The organism is Enterococcus sp. 2201sp1_2201st1_C11_2201SCRN_220225, assembly GCF_040925905.1.
Lineage (GTDB): Bacteria > Bacillota > Bacilli > Lactobacillales > Enterococcaceae > Enterococcus_C > Enterococcus_C asini_A.
Map to the genome: position 1 here is coordinate 17,637 of NZ_JBCOJC010000012.1, position 24,939 is coordinate 42,575.

24 protein-coding genes and 1 riboswitch are annotated in these 24,939 nt (G+C 38.8%); of the genes, 19 read left to right on the forward strand and 5 right to left on the reverse strand.

Going from position 1 to position 24,939, the window contains the following annotated elements:
• The first annotated feature begins 50 nt into the window (after positions 1 to 50).
• From AB5754_RS04915 to AB5754_RS04955, 9 genes are all read left to right on the forward strand, one after another.
• A complete protein-coding gene (locus AB5754_RS04915) occupies positions 51 to 1,574 on the forward strand; it encodes a type I restriction-modification system subunit M (RefSeq protein ID WP_368251920.1) in 1,524 nt (507 codons plus the stop codon).
• The gene (locus AB5754_RS04920) at positions 1,564 to 2,808 is read left to right on the forward strand and encodes a restriction endonuclease subunit S (protein ID WP_368251921.1); all 1,245 of its coding nucleotides are present in this window, start codon (positions 1,564 to 1,566) and stop codon (positions 2,806 to 2,808) included. The genes AB5754_RS04915 and AB5754_RS04920 overlap by 11 nt, the downstream gene beginning before the upstream one ends.
• Positions 2,809 to 2,811: 3 nt before the next feature.
• The gene (locus AB5754_RS04925; RefSeq protein WP_368259493.1) at positions 2,812 to 4,152 is read left to right on the forward strand and encodes a P-loop NTPase fold protein; all 1,341 of its coding nucleotides are present in this window, start codon (positions 2,812 to 2,814) and stop codon (positions 4,150 to 4,152) included.
• Positions 4,153 to 4,198: 46 nt separating this feature from the next.
• Positions 4,199 to 4,969 carry a hypothetical protein gene (locus AB5754_RS04930; protein WP_368251923.1) on the forward strand — a complete coding sequence of 257 codons (771 nt, stop codon included), beginning with the start codon at positions 4,199 to 4,201 and terminating at the stop codon, positions 4,967 to 4,969.
• Between the two features lie 47 nt (positions 4,970 to 5,016).
• A complete protein-coding gene (locus AB5754_RS04935) occupies positions 5,017 to 8,115 on the forward strand; it encodes a type I restriction endonuclease subunit R (RefSeq protein WP_368251924.1) in 3,099 nt (1,032 codons plus the stop codon).
• Positions 8,116 to 8,352: 237 nt separating this feature from the next.
• Positions 8,353 to 8,811, forward strand: coding sequence for a GNAT family N-acetyltransferase (locus AB5754_RS04940; RefSeq protein ID WP_368251925.1), 459 nt, complete (start codon positions 8,353 to 8,355; stop codon positions 8,809 to 8,811).
• A gap of 80 nt (positions 8,812 to 8,891) precedes the next feature.
• The gene (locus AB5754_RS04945; RefSeq protein ID WP_368251926.1) at positions 8,892 to 9,464 is read left to right on the forward strand and encodes a TMEM175 family protein; all 573 of its coding nucleotides are present in this window, start codon (positions 8,892 to 8,894) and stop codon (positions 9,462 to 9,464) included.
• 222 nt (positions 9,465 to 9,686) lie between these two features.
• Positions 9,687 to 10,706, forward strand: a complete 1,020-nt coding sequence (locus tag AB5754_RS04950; protein WP_368251927.1) for a branched-chain amino acid aminotransferase — start codon at positions 9,687 to 9,689, stop codon at positions 10,704 to 10,706.
• Between the two features lie 120 nt (positions 10,707 to 10,826).
• Entirely contained in the window at positions 10,827 to 11,117 is a 291-nt protein-coding gene (locus tag AB5754_RS04955; RefSeq protein WP_311832878.1) for a nucleotide pyrophosphohydrolase, read from the forward strand.
• A gap of 52 nt (positions 11,118 to 11,169) precedes the next feature.
• Here the strand turns inward: AB5754_RS04955 and folP are convergent, their stop codons facing one another.
• From folP to folB, 5 genes are read right to left on the reverse strand one after another with little or no spacing between them, the layout of a single operon-like run.
• Positions 11,170 to 11,973, reverse strand: coding sequence for a dihydropteroate synthase (gene folP / locus AB5754_RS04960; RefSeq protein ID WP_368251928.1), 804 nt, complete (start codon positions 11,971 to 11,973; stop codon positions 11,170 to 11,172).
• Complete coding sequence (locus AB5754_RS04965) at positions 11,966 to 12,574, reverse strand: non-canonical purine NTP pyrophosphatase (protein ID WP_368251929.1); 609 nt, start codon at positions 12,572 to 12,574, stop codon at positions 11,966 to 11,968. Before AB5754_RS04965 ends, folP begins: the two co-directional genes overlap by 8 nt.
• A gap of 11 nt (positions 12,575 to 12,585) precedes the next feature.
• Positions 12,586 to 13,149, reverse strand: coding sequence for a GTP cyclohydrolase I FolE (folE, locus tag AB5754_RS04970; RefSeq protein ID WP_311832881.1), 564 nt, complete (start codon positions 13,147 to 13,149; stop codon positions 12,586 to 12,588).
• Positions 13,150 to 13,151: 2 nt separating this feature from the next.
• Complete coding sequence (gene folK, locus AB5754_RS04975; protein ID WP_368251930.1) at positions 13,152 to 13,637, reverse strand: 2-amino-4-hydroxy-6-hydroxymethyldihydropteridine diphosphokinase; 486 nt, start codon at positions 13,635 to 13,637, stop codon at positions 13,152 to 13,154.
• On the reverse strand, positions 13,634 to 14,002 hold the full coding sequence (gene folB, locus AB5754_RS04980) for a dihydroneopterin aldolase (RefSeq protein WP_311832883.1): 369 nt from the start codon (positions 14,000 to 14,002) through the stop codon (positions 13,634 to 13,636). The genes folK and folB overlap by 4 nt, the downstream gene beginning before the upstream one ends.
• A 374-nt stretch (positions 14,003 to 14,376) precedes the next feature.
• Here folB and AB5754_RS04985 point away from each other — a divergent pair, with 374 nt between their 5' ends.
• The 10 genes from AB5754_RS04985 to AB5754_RS05030 all read left to right on the forward strand — a co-directional run bounded on the left by AB5754_RS04985 (position 14,377) and on the right by AB5754_RS05030 (position 24,768).
• The gene (locus AB5754_RS04985) at positions 14,377 to 15,246 is read left to right on the forward strand and encodes a class II fructose-bisphosphate aldolase (RefSeq protein ID WP_311832884.1); all 870 of its coding nucleotides are present in this window, start codon (positions 14,377 to 14,379) and stop codon (positions 15,244 to 15,246) included.
• Positions 15,247 to 15,483: 237 nt separating this feature from the next.
• A complete protein-coding gene (locus AB5754_RS04990; RefSeq protein WP_368251932.1) occupies positions 15,484 to 16,593 on the forward strand; it encodes a DUF6287 domain-containing protein in 1,110 nt (369 codons plus the stop codon).
• 345 nt (positions 16,594 to 16,938) lie between these two features.
• Positions 16,939 to 17,907, forward strand: coding sequence for a helix-turn-helix domain-containing protein (locus tag AB5754_RS04995; protein WP_368251933.1), 969 nt, complete (start codon positions 16,939 to 16,941; stop codon positions 17,905 to 17,907).
• Positions 17,908 to 18,031: 124 nt separating this feature from the next.
• The gene (locus tag AB5754_RS05000) at positions 18,032 to 19,087 is read left to right on the forward strand and encodes a DNA/RNA non-specific endonuclease (protein ID WP_368251934.1); all 1,056 of its coding nucleotides are present in this window, start codon (positions 18,032 to 18,034) and stop codon (positions 19,085 to 19,087) included.
• 61 nt (positions 19,088 to 19,148) lie between these two features.
• Positions 19,149 to 19,246: riboswitch (TPP riboswitch) on the forward strand.
• A gap of 111 nt (positions 19,247 to 19,357) precedes the next feature.
• The gene (gene thiD, locus AB5754_RS05005) at positions 19,358 to 20,149 is read left to right on the forward strand and encodes a bifunctional hydroxymethylpyrimidine kinase/phosphomethylpyrimidine kinase (RefSeq protein ID WP_368251935.1); all 792 of its coding nucleotides are present in this window, start codon (positions 19,358 to 19,360) and stop codon (positions 20,147 to 20,149) included.
• Positions 20,150 to 20,322: 173 nt separating this feature from the next.
• Positions 20,323 to 21,582, forward strand: coding sequence for a UDP-N-acetylglucosamine 1-carboxyvinyltransferase (locus AB5754_RS05010; RefSeq protein WP_368251936.1), 1,260 nt, complete (start codon positions 20,323 to 20,325; stop codon positions 21,580 to 21,582).
• Positions 21,583 to 21,600: 18 nt separating this feature from the next.
• Positions 21,601 to 22,896 carry a transcription termination factor Rho gene (gene rho, locus AB5754_RS05015; RefSeq protein ID WP_368251937.1) on the forward strand — a complete coding sequence of 432 codons (1,296 nt, stop codon included), beginning with the start codon at positions 21,601 to 21,603 and terminating at the stop codon, positions 22,894 to 22,896.
• 103 nt (positions 22,897 to 22,999) lie between these two features.
• Entirely contained in the window at positions 23,000 to 23,263 is a 264-nt protein-coding gene (locus tag AB5754_RS05020) for a type B 50S ribosomal protein L31 (protein ID WP_368251938.1), read from the forward strand.
• A 199-nt stretch (positions 23,264 to 23,462) separates the two neighbouring features.
• Positions 23,463 to 23,768, forward strand: a complete 306-nt coding sequence (locus AB5754_RS05025) for a hypothetical protein (RefSeq protein WP_311832891.1) — start codon at positions 23,463 to 23,465, stop codon at positions 23,766 to 23,768.
• A 142-nt stretch (positions 23,769 to 23,910) separates the two neighbouring features.
• Positions 23,911 to 24,768, forward strand: coding sequence for a glycosyltransferase family 8 protein (locus AB5754_RS05030; protein ID WP_311832892.1), 858 nt, complete (start codon positions 23,911 to 23,913; stop codon positions 24,766 to 24,768).
• The last annotated feature ends 171 nt before the right edge of the window (positions 24,769 to 24,939 follow it).

Below are 24,939 nucleotides of genomic sequence, written 5' to 3' on the forward strand. Positions count from 1 at the left end.
TTAATGCTAGAATAGTAAATAGCAATGTACTTAATTAGGAGGAATAACCAATGGCTTCAGCCGAATTAAAAATCGAAGAACAGTTGTGGCAAACAGCTGATAAATTACGTGGCAGTATGGATGCTTCCGAATATAAAAATGTTGTTTTAGGATTAATTTTCCTGAAATATGTATCTGATAGTTTTGAAGAGAAGCATACAGAGTTATCAGAAGATGAATATGCTGATCCTGAAGATAAAGATGAATACTTAGCGGAGAATATCTTCTGGGTACCGATCGATGCTCGTTGGTCAAATATCAATAAGAAATCCAAGACTCCAGAAATTGGCCAGATCATTGATAAAGCCATGATTGCGATTGAAAAAGAAAATCCAACTTTAAAAAATGTTCTACCGAAAAACTATGCTCGACCTCAATTAGATAAAGTACGCCTAGGGGAAACTATCGATTTAATTACCAATATCAAAGTAGGGGATAAGGCAAGCCAAAGTACGGATGTTTTAGGTCGGACTTATGAATACTTTTTAAGTAAATTTGCCAGTGCAGAAGGTAAAGGTGGAGGCGAATTTTACACGCCTCGCTCAGTAGTTAGTTTGCTTGTAGCCATGTTAGAACCTTATGAAGGGCGTATTTATGACCCTTGCTGTGGTTCTGGTGGGATGTTTGTGCAATCAGAAAAATTTGTCCAAGAGCATCAAGGAAAAATTGGTGATATTTCGATCTATGGGCAAGAATCCAATCCAACGACTTGGCAATTGTGCAAAATGAACTTAGCCATTAGAGGAATTGATGGAAATATCGGGCAGCACAATGCAGATACTTTCCATAATGACTTGCATAAGGGACTACGAGCTGACTATATTCTTGCAAATCCACCTTTTAACATCAGTGATTGGGGTGGCGAAAAACTAACAGAGGATGCTCGTTGGAAATATGGGATTCCACCAGTTGGTAATGCTAACTATGCTTGGATTGAACACATGGTATCCAAATTAGCACCAGAAGGAACAGCTGGCTTTGTCCTAGCAAATGGTAGTATGTCTACTAGTCAAAATGCTGAACTAGCTATCCGTAAAAATCTAGTGGATGAAGACATTGTGGAGTGTATTGTCACCTTACCAGGACAGATGTTTTATTCCACTCAGATTCCAGTATGTTTGTGGTTCACAACAAAATCAAAAGCTAAGATTAATGAACGAGATCATCGTGGTGAAATATTGTTTATCGATGCCCGTAAAGAAGGCTTTATGGCCGATCGTACTCACAAGGAGTTTAGTCAAGAAGACATCGCTAAAGTAGCAGATACTTATCATGCATGGAAAGGTACAAATGAACAAGAATATGAAGATCTAGCTGGCTTTTGTAAATCAGCAAGCTTGGAAGAAGTTCAGAAACAAGACTATATCTTAACTCCAGGCCGTTATGTTGGTTTAGTGATTGAAGAAGAAGATAGTGAACCTTTTGAAGAAAAAATGGAACGGTTGACGACAACCCTTTCAGAGCAATTTGCTAAATCTCATGAGTTGGAAGAAGAAATTAGAAAAGCCCTAGGAGGAATAGGGTATGAGATTTGAACAACTATTTGAAACATCTTTAAGAAATGGATTAAGTAAACCTAAAAAGGTTCGAGGAATAGGATATCCGATGATAAACATGGGGGAAATCTTTTCTCATGATATTATTTATGATATACCAATGGATTTGGTACCCATGACGGAAAAAGAAAAAGAGAATGGTTATCTTAAAAAATATGATTTATTATTTGCGAGACAGTCTTTAACATTAGCTGGAGCGGGAAAATGTTCTATATTTTTAGGAAATAATGTAGAAACAACATTTGAATCTCATTTGATAAGAGTTAGATTAGATAAAAAGAAATGTAATCCGCTTTTCTATTATTACTATTTTCAATCTTTAATTGGAAAATCTAATATTAGTGGGATAGTGGAGCAGGTTTCGGCTGCTGGGATTCGTGGTAGCGATTTAAAAAGATTAGAAGTTCCAATGCCAAATATATTAATTCAAAATAAGATTGTAGATATAATGTATAAAATTGATTCTAAAATCGAACTCAATAATCAAATGATTGCTACGTTGGAGGAGCTGGCAGCGACGCTTTTCAAACGGTGGTTTGTTGATTTTGAGTTTCCTGATGAAAATGGGAATCCCTACAAATCCAGTGGCGGTAAGATGGTAGATAGTGAGTTAGGGGAAATACCTGAGGGGTGGGAAAACGGTACATTAAGCGATATTGGAGAGATAGTTGGTGGTGGAACTCCTTCGAAGAAAATGATTGAATATTACGTTGAAGGAGATATTCCTTGGATTACTCCAAAAGATCTTTCAGAACAAAAGAATACTTTTATTTCAAACGGGAAAACAAATATAACTGAATTAGGTCTAAAGAAAAGTAGCGCTAAGATGATTCCTGAAAAATCAGTATTATTTAGTTCTAGAGCTCCTATTGGATATATTGCTATTTCTACTCAGCCAGTTTCTACTAATCAAGGTTTTAAGTCAATTATTCCTAAAAAATCGAAGCATTATGGGTTTGTATATCTGTTATTGAAATCACAAGTTAATAACATTGAGAGCAGAGCTACTGGGTCGACATTTAAAGAAGTTTCAGGAACAATTATGAAGAATTTTCCAATCATTTTACCTAAAGAGAATATACTTAATGATTTTTCAAAGTTAACTGACTCGATTTTCAAATTAATACTTAATCTAGAGGTAAATGTAAATAATCTAGAGCAAACTCGAAATCTAGTTCTTCCTAAACTTCTTTCAGGAGAATTGGAGGTGTAGCTGTTGAAAAGAATAGACATTGATATTACCAATCAAGATATAATTAAGGAATTACTTGATCAAAATCCATTGGGTAGAAATAAAAATTTAAAAGTCATGATTCAATTCTTAAATAATATTGATGGTCAATTAGTTTTAAATTTAGATGGTGGTTGGGGAACTGGAAAATCTATTTTTTTAAAACAATTAGAATACATCAATCAACAGGATTATGAATTTTCGCCTACAATTGTTGAAAAAACTACCCCTAACTTAATCAATAATTTTAAGGAAAAGTATGAAATATTCTATTATAACGCTTGGGAAAATGACTTATACGAATCGCCACTGGAATCCTTAATATTTCAAATACTAATAAAGTTTAGTGAAGCGGACGAAAGAGGGGCTCAAGTCAAAGAAAATATCAATCGTTTCAACAGCTTTTTGAAATCCGCTGGTATTATGGCTAGTAATGTAGTTTTGAAAAAAATATCAGGCGGTTTGATAGAATTGTCTGATTTTAAAGCTGATAAAGAGGATGTCACTAAAACAATAACTTCTACCGAAAAAAGAAAGCAAGCAATTGAGGAATTGTTGAAACTAGTAGTGGAGTCACTAAATAAACATTTACTAATTGTAATTGACGAATTAGATCGTTGCAAACCATCTTATGCTGTTGAGCTTTTAGAAGTGATTAAGCATTTCTTTAACTCAGATAATATAGTATTTCTTTTTGCAAGTAACAAGGCGGAGCTTACTCAAACTATTAAATTAATTTATGGGCAAGAGTTTGATGGGTATAGGTATTTAAATCGTTTTTTTGATTTTGAATTTACTTTACCTCCTATAGATGTCAGAGAATATTTAAAATATAAATTTTCAAATGAGATTAGCTTCCAGTATCGGTATGTTGATACAATCACGGCCGTCTGTAATTATTTTGATCTTTCTATGCGAGATATTGATAGATATGCTTTGCTTTGCAGCACACTTAAAAACTTTTGGTCTGGTAAAAAGAATAGGTACTATAATCATTATTTTATTAATATTATTATGATCCCCTATGCAATCGGTTTAAAAATTTTTAGTGTTGCAGAATTTAAAAACTTTATTTCTGGTAATGGAGCAAAACAATTTATTGAGTTTTGTCAAAAAAATAACTTTACAGATAGTGAATTTTTCGGTAGAAGAAATTTTGGAAAAGATAATGAGAATAATCCTTTCAATTTTGAAGTAGAAGCAGAAGAAGTCTATCAGTATATTACGAAGGTGAATGATTCTTCATTTGAAGGAGAGAGCGAAAAGCATGTGATGAAAGATATGTTAGACATCCTTACTATGCTAAGTGACATCAATTCATTTTGATAATGGCATAGTCATAGTAAATTTTTAAGGAATTGGAAATGGGAGAATGGATATTAGTAAACTAAAAGGAAGCATAGAAATATTTACAAGTGATCTTAATGAAAAACTACTAGGAATATCCGCTGTTTTAAACAAAGCAATCCAAGATTACAAAGATGCTTATCCAATTTATGTGAAGGCTGTAGAGAATGCGAGGGAACATGGCTGGTCAGTCCCAGCAATGTGGCAAATCTCTTTTATTTCTTATGAAAGCGTGGCCTACATGAATGAGGATCAAATAACGGATTACTATGTAACTGAATTTGAAAAAGATAATTATGCATTAGTTTATTCTGAATTAGGTTTTCTACGAGAACTAGTTCCCAATGGCTATAGTGAAGAAATCGATAAAATTATTGATATTTTGAAGTCTGATTTTGAAAAGTATACATTAATGATACCCGTCTTATTTTCATTTTTGGATATGCTTTGCGTCATTCTAATAGAAGGTAATTTAGAAACTAAAGAATATATGAAAAAGAGCATATTGGAGAAGTATCAAGAAGAGAATCCTTGGACTGGCAATAAAGATATCAAGGCTTTTACTTCAATAGTCCATGAAAATTTAGTACTTTTGCTAAGAGAGCAGATAAAGTATAGAAGGTTTGATGAGAAACCTATTTTTAATAGAAATTTTGTGTTGCACGGTAGATTTAATCCAATAAAATATGAGAAGAAAATGTTTTATCAGTTAGTTTTGTTATGCTCAACTACAGCTATTTTTATTCATGATTTGGAAGAAAAAGAAATATATCTAAAAAAAACTAATCAGGTTTAATTGTATCAGAGAATATGCTGAAATATTTTTTGAAGGAGGTATGCCCGATGTCAGATAATTTCCATTTCACCGAAGCAGAACTAGAAGAAACAGCTTTAGAATGGTTGGAAGAAGTGGGCTATACTGCTTTATCTGGCTCGCAATTTGAACCAGGTGGTGAATTATCTTCTCGTCAAAGCTACAATGATGTCGTGCTAGTAGACCATCTAAAAAGTGCATTAATGACAATTAATCCAGAAGTAACAATGGACGTGATCGATGAAGCGGTGCGTAAGGTGACGATTCCGCAACATCCCAAACTAATGGTCAATAATCGAACGTTTCATAAGTACATTACAGATGGTATTGATGTGGAGACTAGAGAAGGTATCAATAATGTCACGAAAAAGTTATGGTTATTCGATTTCAAATATCCAGAAAACAATGAATTTCTCGCAATCAACCAATTTGTGATCCAAGAAGGAGACAAGGAGAAACGTCCTGACGTAATTCTTTTTGTAAACGGATTACCGTTGGCCGTTATCGAGTTAAAGAATGCGACGAATGAAAATGTAGGGACTAGTGATGCCTTTAACCAGTTACAAACTTATAAGTCAACCATCCCCACATTATTTCACTTTAACGAGATCATGGTGATTAGTGATGGCTTTAATGCCAAGGCTGGAACTATTTCTAGTAATGAAGAACGGTTCATGGTTTGGCGCACAATGGATGGTCACAATGAAACAGGGACAGCACATACACAGCTAGAGGTATTAATCAAAGGTATGCTGAATCCAACTGTATTATTGGATTTGATTCATCATTTCATCTTGTTCAAAGACGATGGACGGGATATTATCAAAATCTTGGCAGCTTATCACCAATACCATGCAGTGAATCGTGCAGTGGAGGAAACGAAACGGGCAGCTTCTAGTGAGGGAGATCAAAAGATTGGGGTTGTCTGGCATACACAGGGGTCTGGAAAGAGCTTATCCATGGTCTTTTATTCAGGAAAATTGATTCAAGAATTGGATAATCCCACTATTGTGGTTTTGACTGACCGTAATGATTTAGATGACCAGCTCTTTTTGACCTTTAGCCAATCAAGTGAAATCCTACGTCAATCGCCAAAACAAGCGGAAAGTCGTGAGGATTTGAGAAGTTTATTGTCTGTGGAAGCTGGTGGAATCGTCTTTACCACGATGCAGAAGTTTTCTCCTGATGAAGGAGTGAAGATGGCAACCTTAACTGACCGTCGCAATGTGATTGTAATGGCAGATGAGGCCCATCGTAGTCAATACGGTTTTTCGGGAAAACTAACCCAAGCAGAAGACAATGAGTACGTCATGAAGTATGGCTATGCAAAGTATCTTCGTGATGCCTTGCCGAATGCTTCCTATATCGGATTTACAGGAACTCCGATTGCAAGTACTGATAAATCTACTAGAGCAGTTTTTGGCGACTATGTAGATGTTTATGATATGACTCAAGCTGTTGCTGATGGAGCGACGGTAAAGATTTATTATGAAAGTCGGATTATCCCACTAAAATTACCAGAGGGAACGGATCTGGATCCTATGGTAGATGAAATCATGGAAGAGCAAGAAGATTATGTGGTTTCTAAATCAAAGAGTAAGTGGAGCCGCCTAGAAGCTGTAGCAGGTGCGCAGTCTCGTTTAGAAACTTTGGCTAAAGATTTTGTGACGCACTTTGAAGAGCGGCAAAAAGCTTCATTTGGCAAATCAATGATTGTTACCATGTCTAGACGGATTGCGATTGATTTGTATAAGGAAATCGTGAAGTTACGTCCTAATTGGCACTCAGATGATGATGACAAAGGACGGATCAAAATTGTTATGACAGGTTCATCCAGTGATCCTGAAAGCTGGCAACCATTCATTGGAAATAAAGCTCGTCGGGAAAAGCTAGCTAATCGGATGAAGGACAATGATGATCCTTTGCAAATTGTGATTGTGCGAGATATGTGGTTAACAGGATTTGATGTACCAGCGATGAATACCATGTATCTTGATAAGCAAATGAAAGGTCACAATTTGATGCAAGCCATCGCTCGTGTGAACCGAGTCTTCAAGGATAAAGAAGGTGGCTTGATCGTCGATTATATTGGGATTGCAGATAGCTTGAAAGAAGCTTTGCAAGAATATACTCCTAGTGATCAGGAACAAGCAGGAGTAGATGTTGTGGCTGCTGTGAATATCATGTTAGAGAAATACGATTTGATCACTGAATTGTTGTATGGTACGAACTACGAATCCTTTAATAGTGAGAAAGCTTCTGTAAAAATGAAGACACTGAACAATACGATGGACTATATTCTAGGATTGGGTAAAAAGCAAACCAAGCTCTTCAAAGATCTAGTAACAGAACTATCGAAAGCATTTGCTTTGTGTGCGACGGAAGAAGCAGCGCAAGAAATCAATGCGGAAGTGGCTTTCTTTAAAGCTGTTAAGGTTGCGTTGATGAAGCTGGATATTACAGGAAGCAAACCAACACAAAAACAAGTGGATGAACAGTTGAAACAATTACTCTCAAAATCAGTAGTTGCAGAAGGTGTTGTTGATATTTACGAATCTCTTGGATTGGAAAAGCCTGACTTGTCTATTTTATCGGATGAATTTTTAGCTGAAGTTCGTGCTTTGCCACAAAAGAATGTTGCGGTAACATTATTGGAACGTTTGTTACGTGGGAAAGTGAAATCTATTCAAAGAACGAATTTGGTTCAGTCTAGAAAGTTCACTGAAATGCTGAATGGTTCCATTGATAAGTACAATAAGCGAACCATTGAAACATCGAAAGTCATTGAAGAGTTGATACAAATGGCAAAGGAAATGAGTGAGGCTGTTCAGCGTGGGGAGGACTTGGGGCTTTCCAGAGATGAAATTGCCTTTTATGATGCACTAGCAGACCACGAAACGGCTAAAGAAGTATTAGGGGATGACACTCTAAAAGCAATCGCCCACGAGCTGACTGTTGCAATCAAAAATAATATGAGTGTCGATTGGTCGGTTAGGGAGAGCGCACGTGCCAAGATGCGAGTGACTGTACGAAGATTATTGAAGAAGTATGGTTATCCACCTGATTTGCAGAAGATGGCTGTAGATAAGATTGTGCAACAGGCAGAGTTGATGGCAAGTACGTTATAAGTTCTATAGTATTTGAGATAGTTTTTGAAGTGACTGTAGTATCACCTTAAACGAGAAAGGTCTGTTTTATTATGTCGTTAGGGTATGATTTGTTTCGTAAATAACTTGAAAAATAAATAAGCCAACACGCTTGTTTACTTGATTGGAAAAGCCTGTGAGGAGAAATCCTTGCAGGCTTTTTCTTTCTGTCTTATTCTGTGATAAAATCGATTGGTAATTGAGAGTGAGGAGAGCAAGATGGAATTTATGGCGATTCAGTATGGATCGGCTGATTATCAACAAACTTTGGATTTACGAGATCGCGTGATGCGCAAACCTTTAGGCTTATCCATTGCAACAGAAGATTTTAGTAAGGAAGCGGGGGCATTTATATTAGGCGCTTTTGAACAGGCAGACTTACTCGGCGTAGCGGTCTTATCTTTGGATAGGGTTAAACAAGTGGCCATGCTAGAGTATCTCTGTGTGGATACTGCAAAACAAAGCAAAGGAGTCGGCCAGACACTTCTTGAAAAAATGGAAGCCTATGGAGCGGAACAAGGTATGAAAGAAATGAGGTTAGAAGCCCGGGTCAGTGCTCAAGTTTTTTATGAAAGACAGGGGTATCAAATTACTGGGGAACCTTATTTATTGGAAGTCGCTCCAGTTCCTCATATTTTAATGACAAAATCATTGAGTGAATCGATTAATCAACCTTAAAAAGACAGATAAAGAGTCTTGACCATCTAATAATGGTAGAATAAAACGAAATTAGTTGATTTAGTAAAGGGGACAAGGAGATGACAAAAAATCGCTTTGAAGCATTTACAGATGCAGTAGTTGCTATTGTATTGACAGTTTTGGTCTTGGATTTGGATTTGCCGGCCGCGGGTTCTTTTCAGGCATTATATGAGGTGCGTCACGAGTTTTTGATTTATTTGGTTAGTTTTTTTAGTTTGGCAATATATTGGAACAACCATCATCAGCTTTTACATGGAGTAAAGAAAATCGGAGGCTGGACATTGTGGGCCAATAATCTTTTGATTTTGGCATTAAGTCTCTTTCCTTTTTCTACTTCTTGGGTTAGTGATTTTCCCGGTGCCCTAGGTGCTCAAGTCTTTTATGGTGGGGTAATTTTATTTGCGGATTTGGTTTATTTCTTGCTGTGTTGGGCGTTAATTGCGGTGAACGATACCGAAGTCAAAAAACACATTCACGCTTTTATGCGTAAGACAGGTGTAACAGTGGTGATTAACTGTTTAGCTTTGGTGATTGGTTGGTTGGTGCGACCAGAATTGATAATTGTAATTGATGGCTTGTCGTTATTGTTGTGGGTTGTTCCTTATAAAAGTGTCAGCTTACAAAAAAAATAGAAGAAATTGGGTGGACCTCGTCTGTTTAGAGAGATTCCCCAAAGAACTTCTATTGATTCAAGTAAAGTCCGATACAAAAAGAATTAGTTTATCGCTGTTAGCAAAATTCAAGGAATAAAATCCTTGGATTTCATCAATAATAATCTGAAAATTTTTGAAATATTTTCATGACAAAGTGTAATTTGTGTAGTACCATATGAGAAATAGACTGGAGGGAATCGGATGGTAGACATTAAATGGGAAGAATTAGGCTTTTCTTATATTAAGACGCCCTATCGTTTTATCGCTCATTGGCGGAATGGTGCTTGGAATGAAGGAACATTAACAGAGGACAATCAGTTACATATTAGTGAAGGTTCCCCAGCGTTGCATTACGGTCAACAGTGCTTTGAGGGATTGAAGGCTTATCGACGCGAAGATGGAAAGATTAATCTCTTTCGTCCCGATCAAAACAGTCAGCGAATGAATCGCAGTGCTCGGCGACTTTTGATGCCGATGGTGCCAGAAGAGTTGTTTTTAAAAGGGGTCAAAGAAACGGTTAAGGCTAATGAAGAATACGTGCCACCGTATGGCAGTGGGGCTACTTTGTATATTCGTCCCTTGTTAATTGGTGTGGGAGATAATATTGGCGTACATCCTGCTACAGAATACATCTTTTTAGTTTTTTGTATGCCGGTAGGGGCTTATTTCAAGGGTGGTTTAACGCCAACGAACTTTATCGTGTCCGAATATGACCGGGCAGCGCCTAAAGGAACGGGAGCGGATAAAGTAGGAGGAAACTATGCAGCTAGTTTAATGCCAGGAAAATTAGCCCACGAGCGCCATTTTTCTGACTGCATTTACTTAGATCCAGAAACCCATACGAAAATTGAAGAAGTAGGCTCGGCAAACTTCTTTGGTATTACGGCTGAAAATCAATTTGTTACACCTAAATCTCCCTCTATTTTGCCAAGTATTACCAAGTATTCCTTATTGCAACTAGCTGAGGAACGCTTGGGGATGGCGGTTGTGGAAGGGGATTGTCCCATCGATGAGTTGGATCGCTTTGTTGAGGCAGGCGCTTGTGGGACGGCAGCGGCCATTAGTCCCATTGGCGGAATTCAAAATGGTGAAGATTTCCACGTCTTTTACAGTGAGACAGAGGTTGGTCCAGTGACTCAGCGTTTATATGATGAGTTAATCGGCATTCAATTTGGGGATATTGAAGCTCCTGATGGTTGGATTCAAGTGATTGAAGTTTAATTAGAAAGTAGCCTAGACGTAAGGTTCTAGGCTTTTTGCGTTTTAGAAAAATATGCTAAAATGACCCAGTATTAGAATTTCATCTGAATGAGTTGGATAGTAGGAAAGAGGAATGTTGAAATGACCACAAGTATGGAAAAAATTAATCAATTTCGAGATGCGCGCAATTGGCGACCTCATCACAATGAGAAGGATTTGGCCTTGTCTTTATCTTTGGAAGCCAGTGAGTTATTAGAAATTTATCAGTGGAAGACTCCTGAAGAAGGCAATCAAGACCGGGAACATCTGAAAGAAGAAATCGCCGATGTATTGATTTATGCTTATATGTTAGCGGATAATCTGGGTTTTGATATTGATGAAATCATTGCTGAAAAATTGGTGAAGAATGCTGTGAAGTATCCAGTGGAATAAAAAAATCCAGAACCTTTACTGCGTCTAGTAAAAGGTTCTGGATTTTTTATTGTTAGTAAGTTTGTGTACCCTCAGATAATGTATTCCAGACTTTCAGCCCATCAACCATTCCTTTGACTTCATGAACGCGCACAATTTCCACGCCAGCTTGTGCGGCAAAGAGTGAGGCGACAATGCTGGCATAATCCCGTTCTTGGGGGAGACTATCCCCGATAATATGCTGGATGGTGCGTTTGCGGGAAACGCCATAAAGCAATGGAAAGTCTTGAAAGCGAAAGGCCTCTGGATTTTTCAAAATGGCAATATTTTCTTCCGGGGTCTTGCCAAAGCCAATACCAGGATCAAAACAGAGACGCTCTGGTGCAATGTTATAAGCGAGACAACGCTCGTACTGTTCTTTATAAAATTCTTGAATATCTGCGGCAACAGAGAGCTCTTTGCGGCGAGGGCGAGAATGCATGATAATTATTCCTGTTTCTGGCGCTTCCGCTAAAATACCTAGCATTCCAGGAGTATCTAGGCCCTTAATGTCATTGATAATATCTGCTCCAGCCTCAATGGCGACACGGGCAACTTCGGGAAAATAAGTATCAATTGAAAGAGGGATAGTGGTGCGCTTTTTTAATTCTTGAATCACAGGTAAAATCCGTGCAGCTTCGACTTCTGGTGACACTTCTTTGTAACCAGGGCGAGTAGACTGGCCACCGATGTCGATAATATCGACTCCTTGTTCAATTAATAAAAGAGCATGCGCTAGAGCATTATCAACACTAAAATGCTCGCCACCATCGGAAAAAGAATCTGGGGTGACGTTTAAAATTCCCATAACTTGATTATTTTTACGAAAATCAATCATTTTCCTGCTCCTTTATTTGAGAAATTATTTTTTGTAAAGCACGGACTCGAGGACTGAGAGCATTGCGCTTGTGATTGGTCAGTTGAGCTAATGTCTTGTCTAAATCGGGCAAATAAAAGATTGAGTCAAAACCATAGCCACCACTTCCTTTAGGTGGAACAAGGTAGCCAAAAAGACTGTCTTCTGCGCTAATAATTTGACCTTCTGGTGTGACATAAACAAGACAAGCGTGAAGGGTTAACTGACGCTTTTTTAAATTTTGAAGTTCTGGAGTGTTGTAAAGAGCTAGCAACTCCTGATTTTTTTCTTTGTCTGTGGTGCTCTTAAAAAAGCGACTGGTATGCACGCCTAAAAGTTCAGGAAAGGCGGCTAATTCTAAGCCACCATCATCGGCTAGAACCGGTCGTTGAATTAATTTGGCGTAAAATTGAGCTTTTTCTAGAGCATTTTCATAATAGCTTGTGCCAATTTCTGGGGGAGCCGTTTTAGTTGCAAGGTATTGAGTAATTCCGGTTAATTGAATTTCTGGATGACTTTTACTTAAAGCTTGCTGCATTTCTGCTAGCTTTCCTGTATTCCAAGTGCCTACCACAATCTCCATTGGCTGTCTCCTTATCCTTGAATGGCCTGTAAAAAGTCCTCTTTCATTTCTCGGTCTTCTTTAAAACAGCCACTGTAATAAAAAGTTTTGGTGCGACTTTGGGGACTGCGCACGCCGCGCATCGCCATACATAAATGCTCCGCTTCAATAGCGACAGCCACTCCCTTTAAAGGAATGTGCGTGGCTAGTTCTGTTGCAATCATCTCTGTTAAGTTTTCCTGTACAGAAGGACGGCGAGCACAATGCTCCACTAAGCGAGGCAATTTGGAAAGGCCAATCACTTTATTTTCCGCAGGGATATAGGCGATGTGTACTAAACCAAAAAAAGGCAACAAGTGATGTTCACACATGGAATAAAAATGAATATCTTTCACGACCACCATTTCTGTCTGACTGGTGGAATCAAAAAGTTTGTAATCATCGAAGGGAGTCGTCAAACCGCTGAAAACTTCGGCATACATGCGGGCAACCCGAGCTGGTGTTTCTTGTAATCCCGGGCGCTCTGGATTTTCTCCAATGGCGAACAAAATATCCTTTACTGCCTTTTCAATAATTTGCTGTTTGTCCATGTCCATATTTACCACACCTTTTCACTTAGTCTGACACTTTGACGGTCGCCAGTTTCTTCAATCCACTGGTCTAATCTTTTACCCAGTAGGAATTCTTCTTGGTAAACATCTGCTAAAGGAATCAACACAAAAGCCCGTTTGGTAATTTCTACGTGGGGAATGGTTAAGCTAGGTGTCTCGAGCTTAATATCTCCCAAAAGTAAAATATCAATATCCAACGTTCGTGGTCCCCAATGCACATCTCGCACGCGGCCAAAGTCTGCTTCGATTTGATGAATCTGTGCTAGTAACACATCTGGCTCTAAGTCTGTTTCAATGCGCAAAACGGCATTGAGAAAATCATCTTGCGCCACAGGACCATAGGGATCTGTTTCATATAAAAAAGAAGATGCCAAGACTTGAACCTGGGGTAATTCAGCTAAACGCTTACGAGCACCAACTAAAATTTCCAGAGAGTTACCTTGATTACTACCTAATGCTAAATAACCAATCAATGGTCAAACCTTCTTTCTAATTGGACTTCCACATTGTCAAAAGCTCCCGGCATAGGCACACCATATTTGCGTACCCGCACCAAAGCGTGGTCTAGTTGCTGACTGAAGTCTGCTTCAATATCATCTAGTAAAGCCGAAGCCACGGCCTCAATTAAGTTAAACGAACGGCTGGTAATCGTCTGAGTAATTTTTTCATTTACGGCGGCGTAATTCACTGTGTCTTTTACGTCGTCGGTTTTACCAGCTAGAGAGAGATCTAAGAAAAGTTCAATATCGACTTCTAACTGTTGCCCCAGAACTTTTTCTTCTGGTAACACTCCATTTTTTGTATAGAATTTTTGATTGTTAATGCGAATGACGTCCATCTTTGCTCCTCCTTGATTTACTCCATGATATTGGGCTAATTATACCAAAGGAACGAAGCAGACGGGGAAATTTGCATTGATTTTTCTGTTTTTTCTTTTTGCTACGTTTTTTATGTAGAAGCCACTAGCTTGTCTACCTTATACAAACAACTAAAGTGCTAAAATTTTTTGTTATTTATCTGGTCAAAGGAACGCTTTCTTACTAATTAGAAATGGAAACTTTCTGAAAAACAACTGTTTATCTTGCTATTTAATGGAAATATTGCAAGAAAAAGGCAGTATCACTAGCGCTTATGGCATAAGTTTGCTAAAATATAAACGTTGGTTAGGTAATAGCCTAACAAATTAGGACTCAAATTAGGAGGAAATTTATCATGCCAGTAGTATCATCAGTAGAATTTCTGAAAGCAGCTCGTAAAGGCGGTTACGCAATTGGCGGGTACAACACAAACAACTTGGAATGGACACAAGCAATTTTAGCAGCAGCAGAAGCTAAAAAAGCACCAGTGCTTATCCAAACTTCTATGGGCGCAGCAAAATACATGGGTGGTTACAAATTGATCGTTGATTTAGTAAACAACTTAATCGACTCAATGGGTATTACAGTGCCAGTTGCATTGCACTTAGACCATGGTGACTATGAAGCAGCTTTGGAATGTATCGAAGTTGGTTACTCTTCAGTAATGTTCGACGGTTCTCACTTGCCATTTGAAGAAAACTTGAAATTGGCAAAAGACGTTGTAGAAAAAGCACATGCAAAAGGCATCGCTGTTGAATGTGAAGTTGGTTCAATCGGTGGGGAAGAAGACGGCATCATCGGTGCTGGCGAATTAGCAGACATTAACGAATGTGTACAAATGGTTGCTACTGGAATTGACTCTCTAGCTTGTGGTATCGGGAACATCCACGGTGTTTATCCTGAAAACTGGCAAGGTCTTGCATTTGACCACTTACAAGAAATCGCTGCAGCTGTCGGCGAAGATGTGCCATTGGTATTACACGGCGGATCTGGTATCCCTCAAGAACAAATCGAAAAAGCAATCTCTATGGGGATTTCTAAAGTCAACGTTAACACTGAATTCCAATTGTCATTTGCTAAAGCTACTCGCGAATACATCGAAGCTGGCAAAGACCGCGAAGGCAAAGGCTTTGACCCTCGTAAATTGTTGGCACCTGGTAAAGCTGCCATCATCAAAGACGCTGAAGAACACATCGACTGGTTCGGTTCAGCTAACAAAGCGTAATTTGATTTCCAAATGTGATAAAACTAAGGACTACCGAGTTTTCGGTGGTCCTTTTTTTATCCTGAAAATAAGTCCAGCTAGATTATTTTTTAGAAATTTCTCTGTAAAATAAAGAGACCTATTTTTGTTGGACAAAAAATTAGCATAGGATTACTATTACGGTGGGTTGTGCAAATTTAGTACTTTACGCTTTAGGTTGGATTTAAAAAATTTGAAATTGTTTTTGGAGGCAGAAAGATGAAATGGGTTAAAAAGGGTTGGGTAGTTGGTATCGGTTTAGTTTCAGTATTAATGTTAGGTGCTTGCAATCAAGGTAAAACAAGCACTTCATCATCGGAGACGGTTAGCACATCAACGACAAAAACAAAACAAAGTTCCAGTCTTGAGGAAAGTACAACGAGTAGTATGGAACAAACAAGTAGTTCTGAAAGTTCCGAAGTGACAGAAATGTCCATGGATTTTGCACAAATTCAGCAAGGGGTTTATTCAAGTTTACAAGGTTCTTGGGAAGAAGTGGCGGTTTCGTTAAATCGGCATGACGGTACTGGAAATACTTGGATTGAAGGACAAAATGAACAAATCGAAATTTCTCAGAATCAAATTGTAGATGGAAATATGACTATTTCTGGCAGTGTTTTACATGATGGCGAGAATAAAAATTTGTCTTTTAGAGAATCCGATGGTTATTTAGCTGCTGACTCAGACGATGGGGCCATTATTTGGAATGTGTATTTTTATCCGAAAGGTGTCGCTCTAGCTGACTGGGGAGAGGAAATTCCAGAGACAATTGATACATCTAAAGAGCGAATTGTGATTCGAACGAGCAATAATAATTATATCCAAGTTTTTCAAAAATCAGATGAAGCAGTTTCCAATTTACAACCTACTGCTAGTCAAAATCAAATGAATCTTAGTGAAATTAAAACTGGTGATTACACTAGTGTTGAAGGGAGTTGGGTCAATGCTCGGGGGGCTACCCTTGAAATTGCGAATCAACGTATAATCCTAACTGATCTTACTGGCTATGGTGAGGGAGGGACTATCACGGGATTAAGGCTTGATATGCCGGATTCCAATGGTGCAGATGGCCAACCCATTGTTGAAGAAGGGCAAGGAGGGATTGTAAGTCCCCGTTACAATCCAGAATTACGCGTAGTAGATGATGCTGGTTTTGTGACTCTTAACACTACTTATACTGGTGCTTTACTGTGTGTTTCCTTTTTACCAGAAGGGGTAGCCGGAGATATTCAAGGCGGGGATATTCAGCAAGAAAAAATTGTTGCCATTGGAACACAAAATAACGCGACGGCTGTTCCCGCTGATTATGTTTATTATCGCAGTAATTAAACGTATCTCAATTTTTAGAACTCCCTATTGCAAAAGCAATCGGGAGTTTTTTGCATGATTGAATGTAATAAAGCTTTTGGGGATTTTTTGGTATGATAGAGTAAAGTTGTAGCAGAAAAAATTCAGTGGTTAAATTTGGAATATTATGAAGTGAAGTATTTTTTGTAGTTATTTATTTTTGAAGAAAAATGTGTTGGACATAGTTTTTTGATTGAAAAATCACGATTGCAACGGGAATGCAACCGCTAGTTGACAAAAAACAACCCGCAATTTCTAGTGGGTAACTGGATTTTCCTGTATTTTAATAGTAGGAAGTGGTCAAAATTCAATGAAGAGGTGAGTAAAATGATTTTAGCAGATAAGATTATTCGAGAACGAAAGAAGAATGGTTGGACTCAAGAAGAGTTGGCTGAATTAATGAACGTCTCTCGGCAATCAGTCTCAAAATGGGAAAGTGCCCAGTCAATCCCTGATATCAATAAAGTGATACGTTTGTCAGAATTGTTTGGAGTCAGTACGGATTATTTGTTTAAAGATGAAATGGAAGAGCCAGAATTTGTGGACAGTGAGGAAGCCGCCAATCGTCGTCTAACCCTAGCAGAAGCCCATCAGTTTTTACAAATTAAAGAGCGAAGTGCCAAAATTATCGCCTTTGCTACTGTGCTGTGTATTTTGTCGCCTATTACATTGATTGTTTTAAGTGGGATTCATAGCCAAAACCCAGCTCGAATCAATGAAACCTTAGTAACCGGAATTGGGTTATTCGTTTTGATTGTCATGGTGACTTGTGCAGTAGCTTTGTTTATTTACAGTGGTTCTCAAACTGGCCCGTATCATTTTTTAGATGAAGAGATTTTTGAAACTGAATACGGTGTGACAGGAATGGTCAAAGAACGGAAAAAAGCCTATGGTGGTCAGTACAACCGGAACAATATCATCGCTACTTGTTTGGCAATACTTGGAGTCTTGCCATTGATTTTAACTGCTGTAGCTGAAAATGAACTGTATATGATTTTTGGTTTAGCGACGCTTTTAGTGATTGAAGCTGTTGCAGTGGCTTTGTTTATTTTAAATGGCATTCGTTGGGAAAGCATGCTGAAGCTCTTGCAAGAAGGGGAGTACAGCAAAGAAAGAAAGCTGGAAAGCCATCGGAATAATACAATAGCCGCAATTTATTGGCCTGTGATGCTTGCTCTTTACTTAGGATATAGTTTCTTGACCAATAATTGGCACATTAGCTGGGTGATTTGGCCAGTAGCGGGGATCCTTTATGGGGCGGTGATCGCTATGGCAAGTTTATTTAGAAAGAAATAGAAAAAAGCAATCAGGTACGCCTGATTGTTTTTTCTATAGTTGACTAGCACAAGCATCCCAGGCTTCTTTCTGTCACTGATTTGTAGTATAGTTTGAGAAGACAGATTTTAGTTGGGAGTAAATCATGATTCAAACAGATAAAATACAATCAAAAATGACCAGATTTTATAGAAAAATAGCCCTGTTTTTAGGACTATTTGCTGCAATCAGTTTAGCTGGTTGTCAAAAAACACCACAAGAGACTGAATCAAGCACTACCAGCCAGACGACCCAGATAACGAGTACTAGCCAAAGTAGCATTACGACTAGTCAATCCACGGTAGAATCCACTGCTGAGACAAATAACGAGAAAACGCCAGACGAGCTGATCAAAGCCAAAGCAGAAGCTGTGAATCTGGATTTAGCCACGAAAGACTATACTGGCACGCAAACCATTGAAGTCAATGGGAATGTTCCTTTATTTACTAGTGAGGAGCTTGATATAAGTAATGGGGCCTGGGAACGTTATGGTGCCTTGGATCAATTAAACCGGGCCACTAAAGCTGAGGCTATGCTTAATCAAAGTATCATGCCTACTTCTAAGCGAGGGGATATTTCCAGTGTTAGTCCTACTGGCTGGCATAATAAAGAAATCAAGGGAGGCTATCTGTACAATCGTTCTCATTTGATTGGCTTTGCTCTTTCCGGTGAAAATGCCAATTGGCAAAATCTGATCACCGGCACCCGCCAGTTGAACAGTCCAGGTATGTTGCTCTATGAAATGGATATTAAGAGTTACTTAGAAGCTGACGCTAACCATTATGTTCGGTATACAGTGACACCCATTTTTCGCGGTTCTGAGCTGTTAGCTCGCGGCGTTCACTTAGAAGCTCAGTCTATTGGGGATGACCAAATAAAGTTTAACGTCTATATTTTTAATATACAAGAAGGCGTGACGCTAAATTACGCCGATGGTACCAGTGTCGTCTCACCAGAGTATGAGGTGGCTGAAGAAACTCTGGACAGTCAAAATACTGTTAACAGTGAGAGCAATGATGATGTTAATCAAGTCATCTACATCACCCGCAGTGGAGAAAAATACCATAGTCATCCTCATGGAGCGGGGGATTTCACTAAATCAAACTTGGCTAGGGCACTCTCTTTAGGGTTAAAACCTTGTAAAGTGTGTTACGGTGACTAAGGAGAATTGTTTTTAAAAGACTTGCCAGTTTATCATAAATGGCGTATGCTTCAATTAATAAAACTGTTTGCAGGGGGACGCAATGCGTTGAGAAGGTTAAAACCTGACCCTTTGAACCTGTTGGCTAAAACCAGCGTAGGGAGCAACGTCTAATGACAGCAAGAACAACAATCCGCAGTCCATTTAGGCATCTCCTTAAATCTGGAGGTGTCTTTTCTTTTGTCCTGAAAGAAAAAACCTCCCCAACGACCAATCAAGGAGGATTTTAAAATGAAAACAGCATTAACTATTGCCGGTTCTGATTGTAGTGGAGGAGCCGGAATCCAAGCCGATTTAAAAACATTTTCAGCCCATGGTGTCTTTGGCATGTCCGCCATTACTTCTGTAGTGGCAGAAAATACCGTGAGAGTCATTTGTTATCAAGATATGACGCCAGAAGTTATTCAAGAACAGATTACCGCCGTCTGTGAGGATATTTTTCCTGATGCGGTAAAAATTGGCATGCTTTCTTGTAGAGAAACCATGGAAGCCGTAGCCGCAAGCTTGAAAAAATGGCAACCAAAGCAAATTGTGCTAGACCCGGTGATGTATGCCAAAAACGGGAGTGCCTTAATGGACCCGGAAGCCATTGATACATTAATTCAAAAGGTATTGCCCTATGCGACGTTAATTACCCCCAACATTCCAGAAGCCGAAAAAATTGCGGAAATGAAAATTGAAAGTTTAGCTGATATGGAAGCGGCTGCGCGTAAAATCTACCAAACAAGTGGGGCGGCGGTCTTGGTCAAAGGTGGTCATAAAGTAGGAGATGCCACAGATTTACTCTTTGACGGTCAAAATGTAAGCCAGTATAGCGCGCCTCGGATTGACACTAAGAACACCCACGGAACTGGGTGTACCTTATCTTCAGCCATTTGTGCCCAGCTTGCCTTAGGAAAAAATTTATCTGAGGCGGTAGTAGCTGCCAAAGAGTACATTACAAAAGCCATTGAACAAGCTTTACCCCTAGGTCACGGTCATGGCCCGACTCACCACTTTTGGGCCTTTTATCCTAATGATTGAATTATTCCTTAAATCCTTTCAGAGAGTGTGACGTATTTCTATGTCACACTCTTTTATTGTGGGCTTAATGCAAGGAAAGAGAGATTCTTATTTAGAAAAGATGGCCTTTGTGTTAGAATCGGAAGAGATAGACAGAATTTTGTTAAGAAAAATAACATTTAAGGTGAAGATAGATGAAGAAAATTAAGATACGTGGCGGTCGGCCTTTAAAAGGTGAAGTGACCATTAGCGGTGCCAAAAATAGTGCAGTAGCGTTGATTCCAGCAGCCATTTTAGCGGATTCTCCCGTGACTTTAGAGGGGGTACCGGATATTCAAGACGTCCATTCTTTAATGGATATTTTAGCGATTATGGGGGTGAAAACCACCTTTAACAATAATACTTTAGTGATTGATCCCACTGAGTTGGTTTCCATTCCTATGCCTAGTGGTAAAATCAATAGCTTGCGTGCTTCTTATTATTTTATGGGGGCACTTTTAGGGCGCTTTGGCGAAGCGGTAGTCGGTTTGCCAGGGGGCTGTTATTTAGGACCACGCCCCATTGATTTACATATTAAAGGCTTTGAAATGCTAGGAGCCCAAGTGACCAATGAACACGGAGCCATGTATTTGCGCACCCCTGACAAAAAGCTTCATGGAGAACGGATTTTCCTTGATATGGTATCCATTGGAGCCACTATTAATATTATGTTGGCCGCAGTGAAAGCAGAAGGCAAGACGATTATCGAAAATGCTGCCCGGGAGCCTGAAATTATTGACGTGGCAACTTTATTAAACAATATGGGGGCTAAAATTCGTGGTGCAGGTACCAATGAAATCCGCATTGAAGGAGTAGAGAAACTTCACGGCTGTCGTCATTTTATCATCCCCGATCGCATTGAAGCAGGAACTTATTTAGCTATGGCCGCAGCGGTTGGCGAGGGTGTTAAAGTCAACAATGTGATTTATGAACACTTGGAAAGCTACATTGCGAAATTGGAAGAATTAGGCGTACCAATGGAAATCAAAGAAGACAGTATCGAAGTTTTCCCAGTCAAAGAATTAAAGCCCGTAGTAGTGAAAACTTATCCTTATCCCGGTTTTGCTACGGATTTGCAACAGCCAATTACCCCATTGTTAATGAAAGCCAAGGGTACTTCAGATGTCATCGATACCATTTATGCCAAACGGGTAAATCACATTCCGGAAATGATCCGTATGGGAGCCGATGCCCAAATCGAAGGGAATATGGTGATGGTCAATGGTCCTACAAAACTCCATGGGGCAGAAGTGGAAGCTAGTGACTTACGAGCCGGAGCAGCTTTGGTGATTGCTGGATTAATGGCCGATGGTGAAACGACGATTACCAATGTGGAATATATTTTAAGAGGTTATGATCACATTATCGAAAAAATCACCGCTTTAGGCGGGGACATTGAGATGATTGAAGAATAAAAAAGAAAGGATACATTCATGAGTGATTATCTAACAATGTCCGAGCTGGAGCATAAAACGTTAAAGGAAATCTATCGTTACGCTCAGGATTTCAAAATTCCTTATTACAGCCAGATGAACAAAAAAGAACTCTCCTTGGCGGTCATTCGCGCCCAAGCAGAGAAGCAAGGTTTTTATTATATGGAAGGTGTCTTGGATATTGTCGGTCAAGAAGGTTATGGTTTTTTGCGGCCGATAAACTTTGGTCCCAGTGCAGAAGATATTTATATTTCTTCTTCCCAAATCCGCCGATTTGGTCTGCGAAATGGAGACAAAGTAGCCGGAAAAGCTCGCCCACCAAAAGAATCAGAACGCTACTACGGTTTGATGCATGTGGAAAGCGTCAATGGCAAAGACCCAGAAGAAGCCAAAGAACGCCCACATTTTCCTGCGTTAACTCCTTTATACCCCAACCAACAAATCAAACTAGAAACTACTCGAGGCCGCTTAGCTACCCGGATGATGGATCTTTTTGCACCAGTAGGCTTTGGTCAGCGGGGCTTAATTGTGGCACCCCCAAAAGCTGGGAAAACCAGTATCATTAAAGAAATTGCCAATGGGATTACGGACAATTATCCTGATGTGGAATTGATTGTTCTCTTGATTGACGAACGTCCAGAAGAAGTTACGGATTTAGAACGAAGTGTCAAAGGAGAAGTGGTTTCTTCCACCTTTGATTTGCAACCGCAAAATCATACCCGAGTTTCCGAGTTAGTCTTAGAACGGGCCATGCGTTTAGTAGAAGACAAACGAGATGTAGTGATTTTAATGGACAGCTTAACCCGCCTTGCCCGGGCTTATAACTTAGTAGTCCCTCCTAGTGGCCGTACTTTAAGTGGGGGGATTGACCCTGCGGCTTTGTACAAGCCTAAGAAATTTTTCGGTGCTGCCCGAAATATTGAAGAAGGTGGCAGCTTAACGATTTTAGCAACTGCCTTAGTGGACACCGGCAGTCGCATGGATGATGTGATTTACGAAGAATTCAAAGGGACTGGCAATATGGAACTCCATTTATCCCGGGAACTAGCAGAACGTCGTATCTTCCCAGCCATCGACATCAAACGCTCTGGCACCCGCAAAGAAGAACTGCTCATGAGCGAAAGCCAATTAGAAGAAACATGGAAATTACGAAACCAGATGAATGGAGATGCTCTGGAGTACACAGAACAATTCCGTAATTTGTTGAAGAATACTAAGAACAACCAAGAGTTGATAGATTCTATTAAAGATTTGACGATTAAAAGTACCCCTCGCAGAAATCAAAAAAGGTCATAAAGATAATTGCATCTGACTGTGAAACATGGTAAGATGTTCATGTTGTAAATTGACAAATAACTCTGGTGAAGCAAATGAGCCAGGGCAAAGGAGCGAACTAAACATGAAACAAGATATCCATCCGAATTACCATCCAGTAGTGTTTATGGATTCAACTACCGGTTTTAAATTCTTGTCTGGTTCTACTAAGAACTCTCAAGAAACAGTTGAATGGGAAGACGGCAACACGTATCCATTGATCCGTGTCGAAGTAACATCTGACTCTCATCCATTCTACACTGGACGTCAAAAATTCACCCAAGCAGACGGACGTGTGGACCGTTTCAACAAGAAATACGGTCTCAAAGACGCAAACGCTGCACAATAAGAAAAACGCTGATATATCAACGTTTAGCAGATTCCATTTTAGAATGGGGTCTGTTTTTTTGTTTTTGATCATATTTTGACCTTTTGAGGTTATAAAGTTGGTATATTTTTTCGAAAAATTTCTAATGCACAAGAAAATACTTTGACTTTTTAATTTTCTCTCGATAAACTAAAATAAACTGTCTATATGAGGATTTATAATGAGAAAAGCCAGAAATCAGCTCTTTTTAATTTTGTTATTATTGTTAATAAGCGCATGTACTAGGAGAAATTCCAGTGAGTCTACAGGTACAATTACAGAAATTAGAGAAAATACGGTTACGATTTTAACCGATGATTACAAAAAAGAAAATGGTAATCAAGAAGTAGGAGATTTGTCTTTTACTTGGGACCAAACAAGAAATTTAAAAGTCGGCGAAAAAATAAAATTTTATAGTGAAGGACCGGCGGCAACAACTTTTCCCGCAACTGTAACGGTCACAGAAGTGGAAAAATTAGCAAAGTGAAATTTTAGTGCTTAGCTGTGAGAATTTAGGCTATTGTAGAGGATATCTTTTCGAAATTATGTTTAAGATTGATTGAATGGACAAGCTAAACTTTGTGAAGAATAAGTAGAAAAATTCATAAGAAATAGTAAGGTGACATAAAATGAAACCTAAAATCGAATTACTTTTTACCTTAGATGAAGGCTATATACGACCACTTAAAGTGGCATTGCTTTCGATTTATGAAAACAATCCCTATCAATCTTTTCGCATTTGGCTAGTGCATGAACGAATTTCTTCGGAAAGTTTAGCTTCTTTACGTGTTTTTGCTGAAGATTTGGCTTTTGAATTTCAAGTAGTGAAAGTTGATGGCAGTAACTGGGAGAGTGCCCCTACTGTGGCGAGATATCCAAAAGAAATGTATTTTCGTCTTTTGGCTGGAGAAATCTTGCCTGAGGAAATCACGAAAGTTTTATATTTGGATCCAGATATTTTAGTAATCAATTCATTAGAGGAGTTGTGGAATCTTGATATAGAGAATTATTTAATAGCGGCTGCCACCCATATCGGTCTTCTTGATGTCGCTACTCCTTTAAACAAAGTTCGCTTGGATTTAGACCATGCTTATTACAATTCTGGCATCATGCTACTGAACTTAGAACAAGCTAGAGAAAAAGTAAAATGGACGGATATCAGTCAAGTAATTCAAAAATATAATCATTATTTGTTATTACCAGATCAAGATATTTTAAACTATCTTTACGGCAAATACGCAATAACAATTCCCGAAGAAAAATGGAATTACGATGCACGAATGTACACGAAATATTTGGCTCGCAGTCTAAATAAGAAAGATATTCATTGGGTGATGGACAATACCTCGATTCTTCATTTTTGTGGAAAGCCTAAACCTTGGGATAAAAAACATGATAATCGTTTTACCGCATTGTATGCGAGCTACCAAAAACGAGCTGAGCTACTTGAAGAAAGAATCCAGAAGATGGTTGAAAAAGAGAAGTAGTAGTTGTAATACGAGGAGTCGTTTGTCATTAAAAGCCAATAAATCATCCTTAACGGCAGGCCAACTCTGGTCTGCTTTTTTATACTCTCAAGTCTAGCTATATTTGACTTCACGAATTCGTGTTGCCTTTCTTAAGTGTAAAGCTTTCTAGGGGAGTTGTAGTTTTTCGTA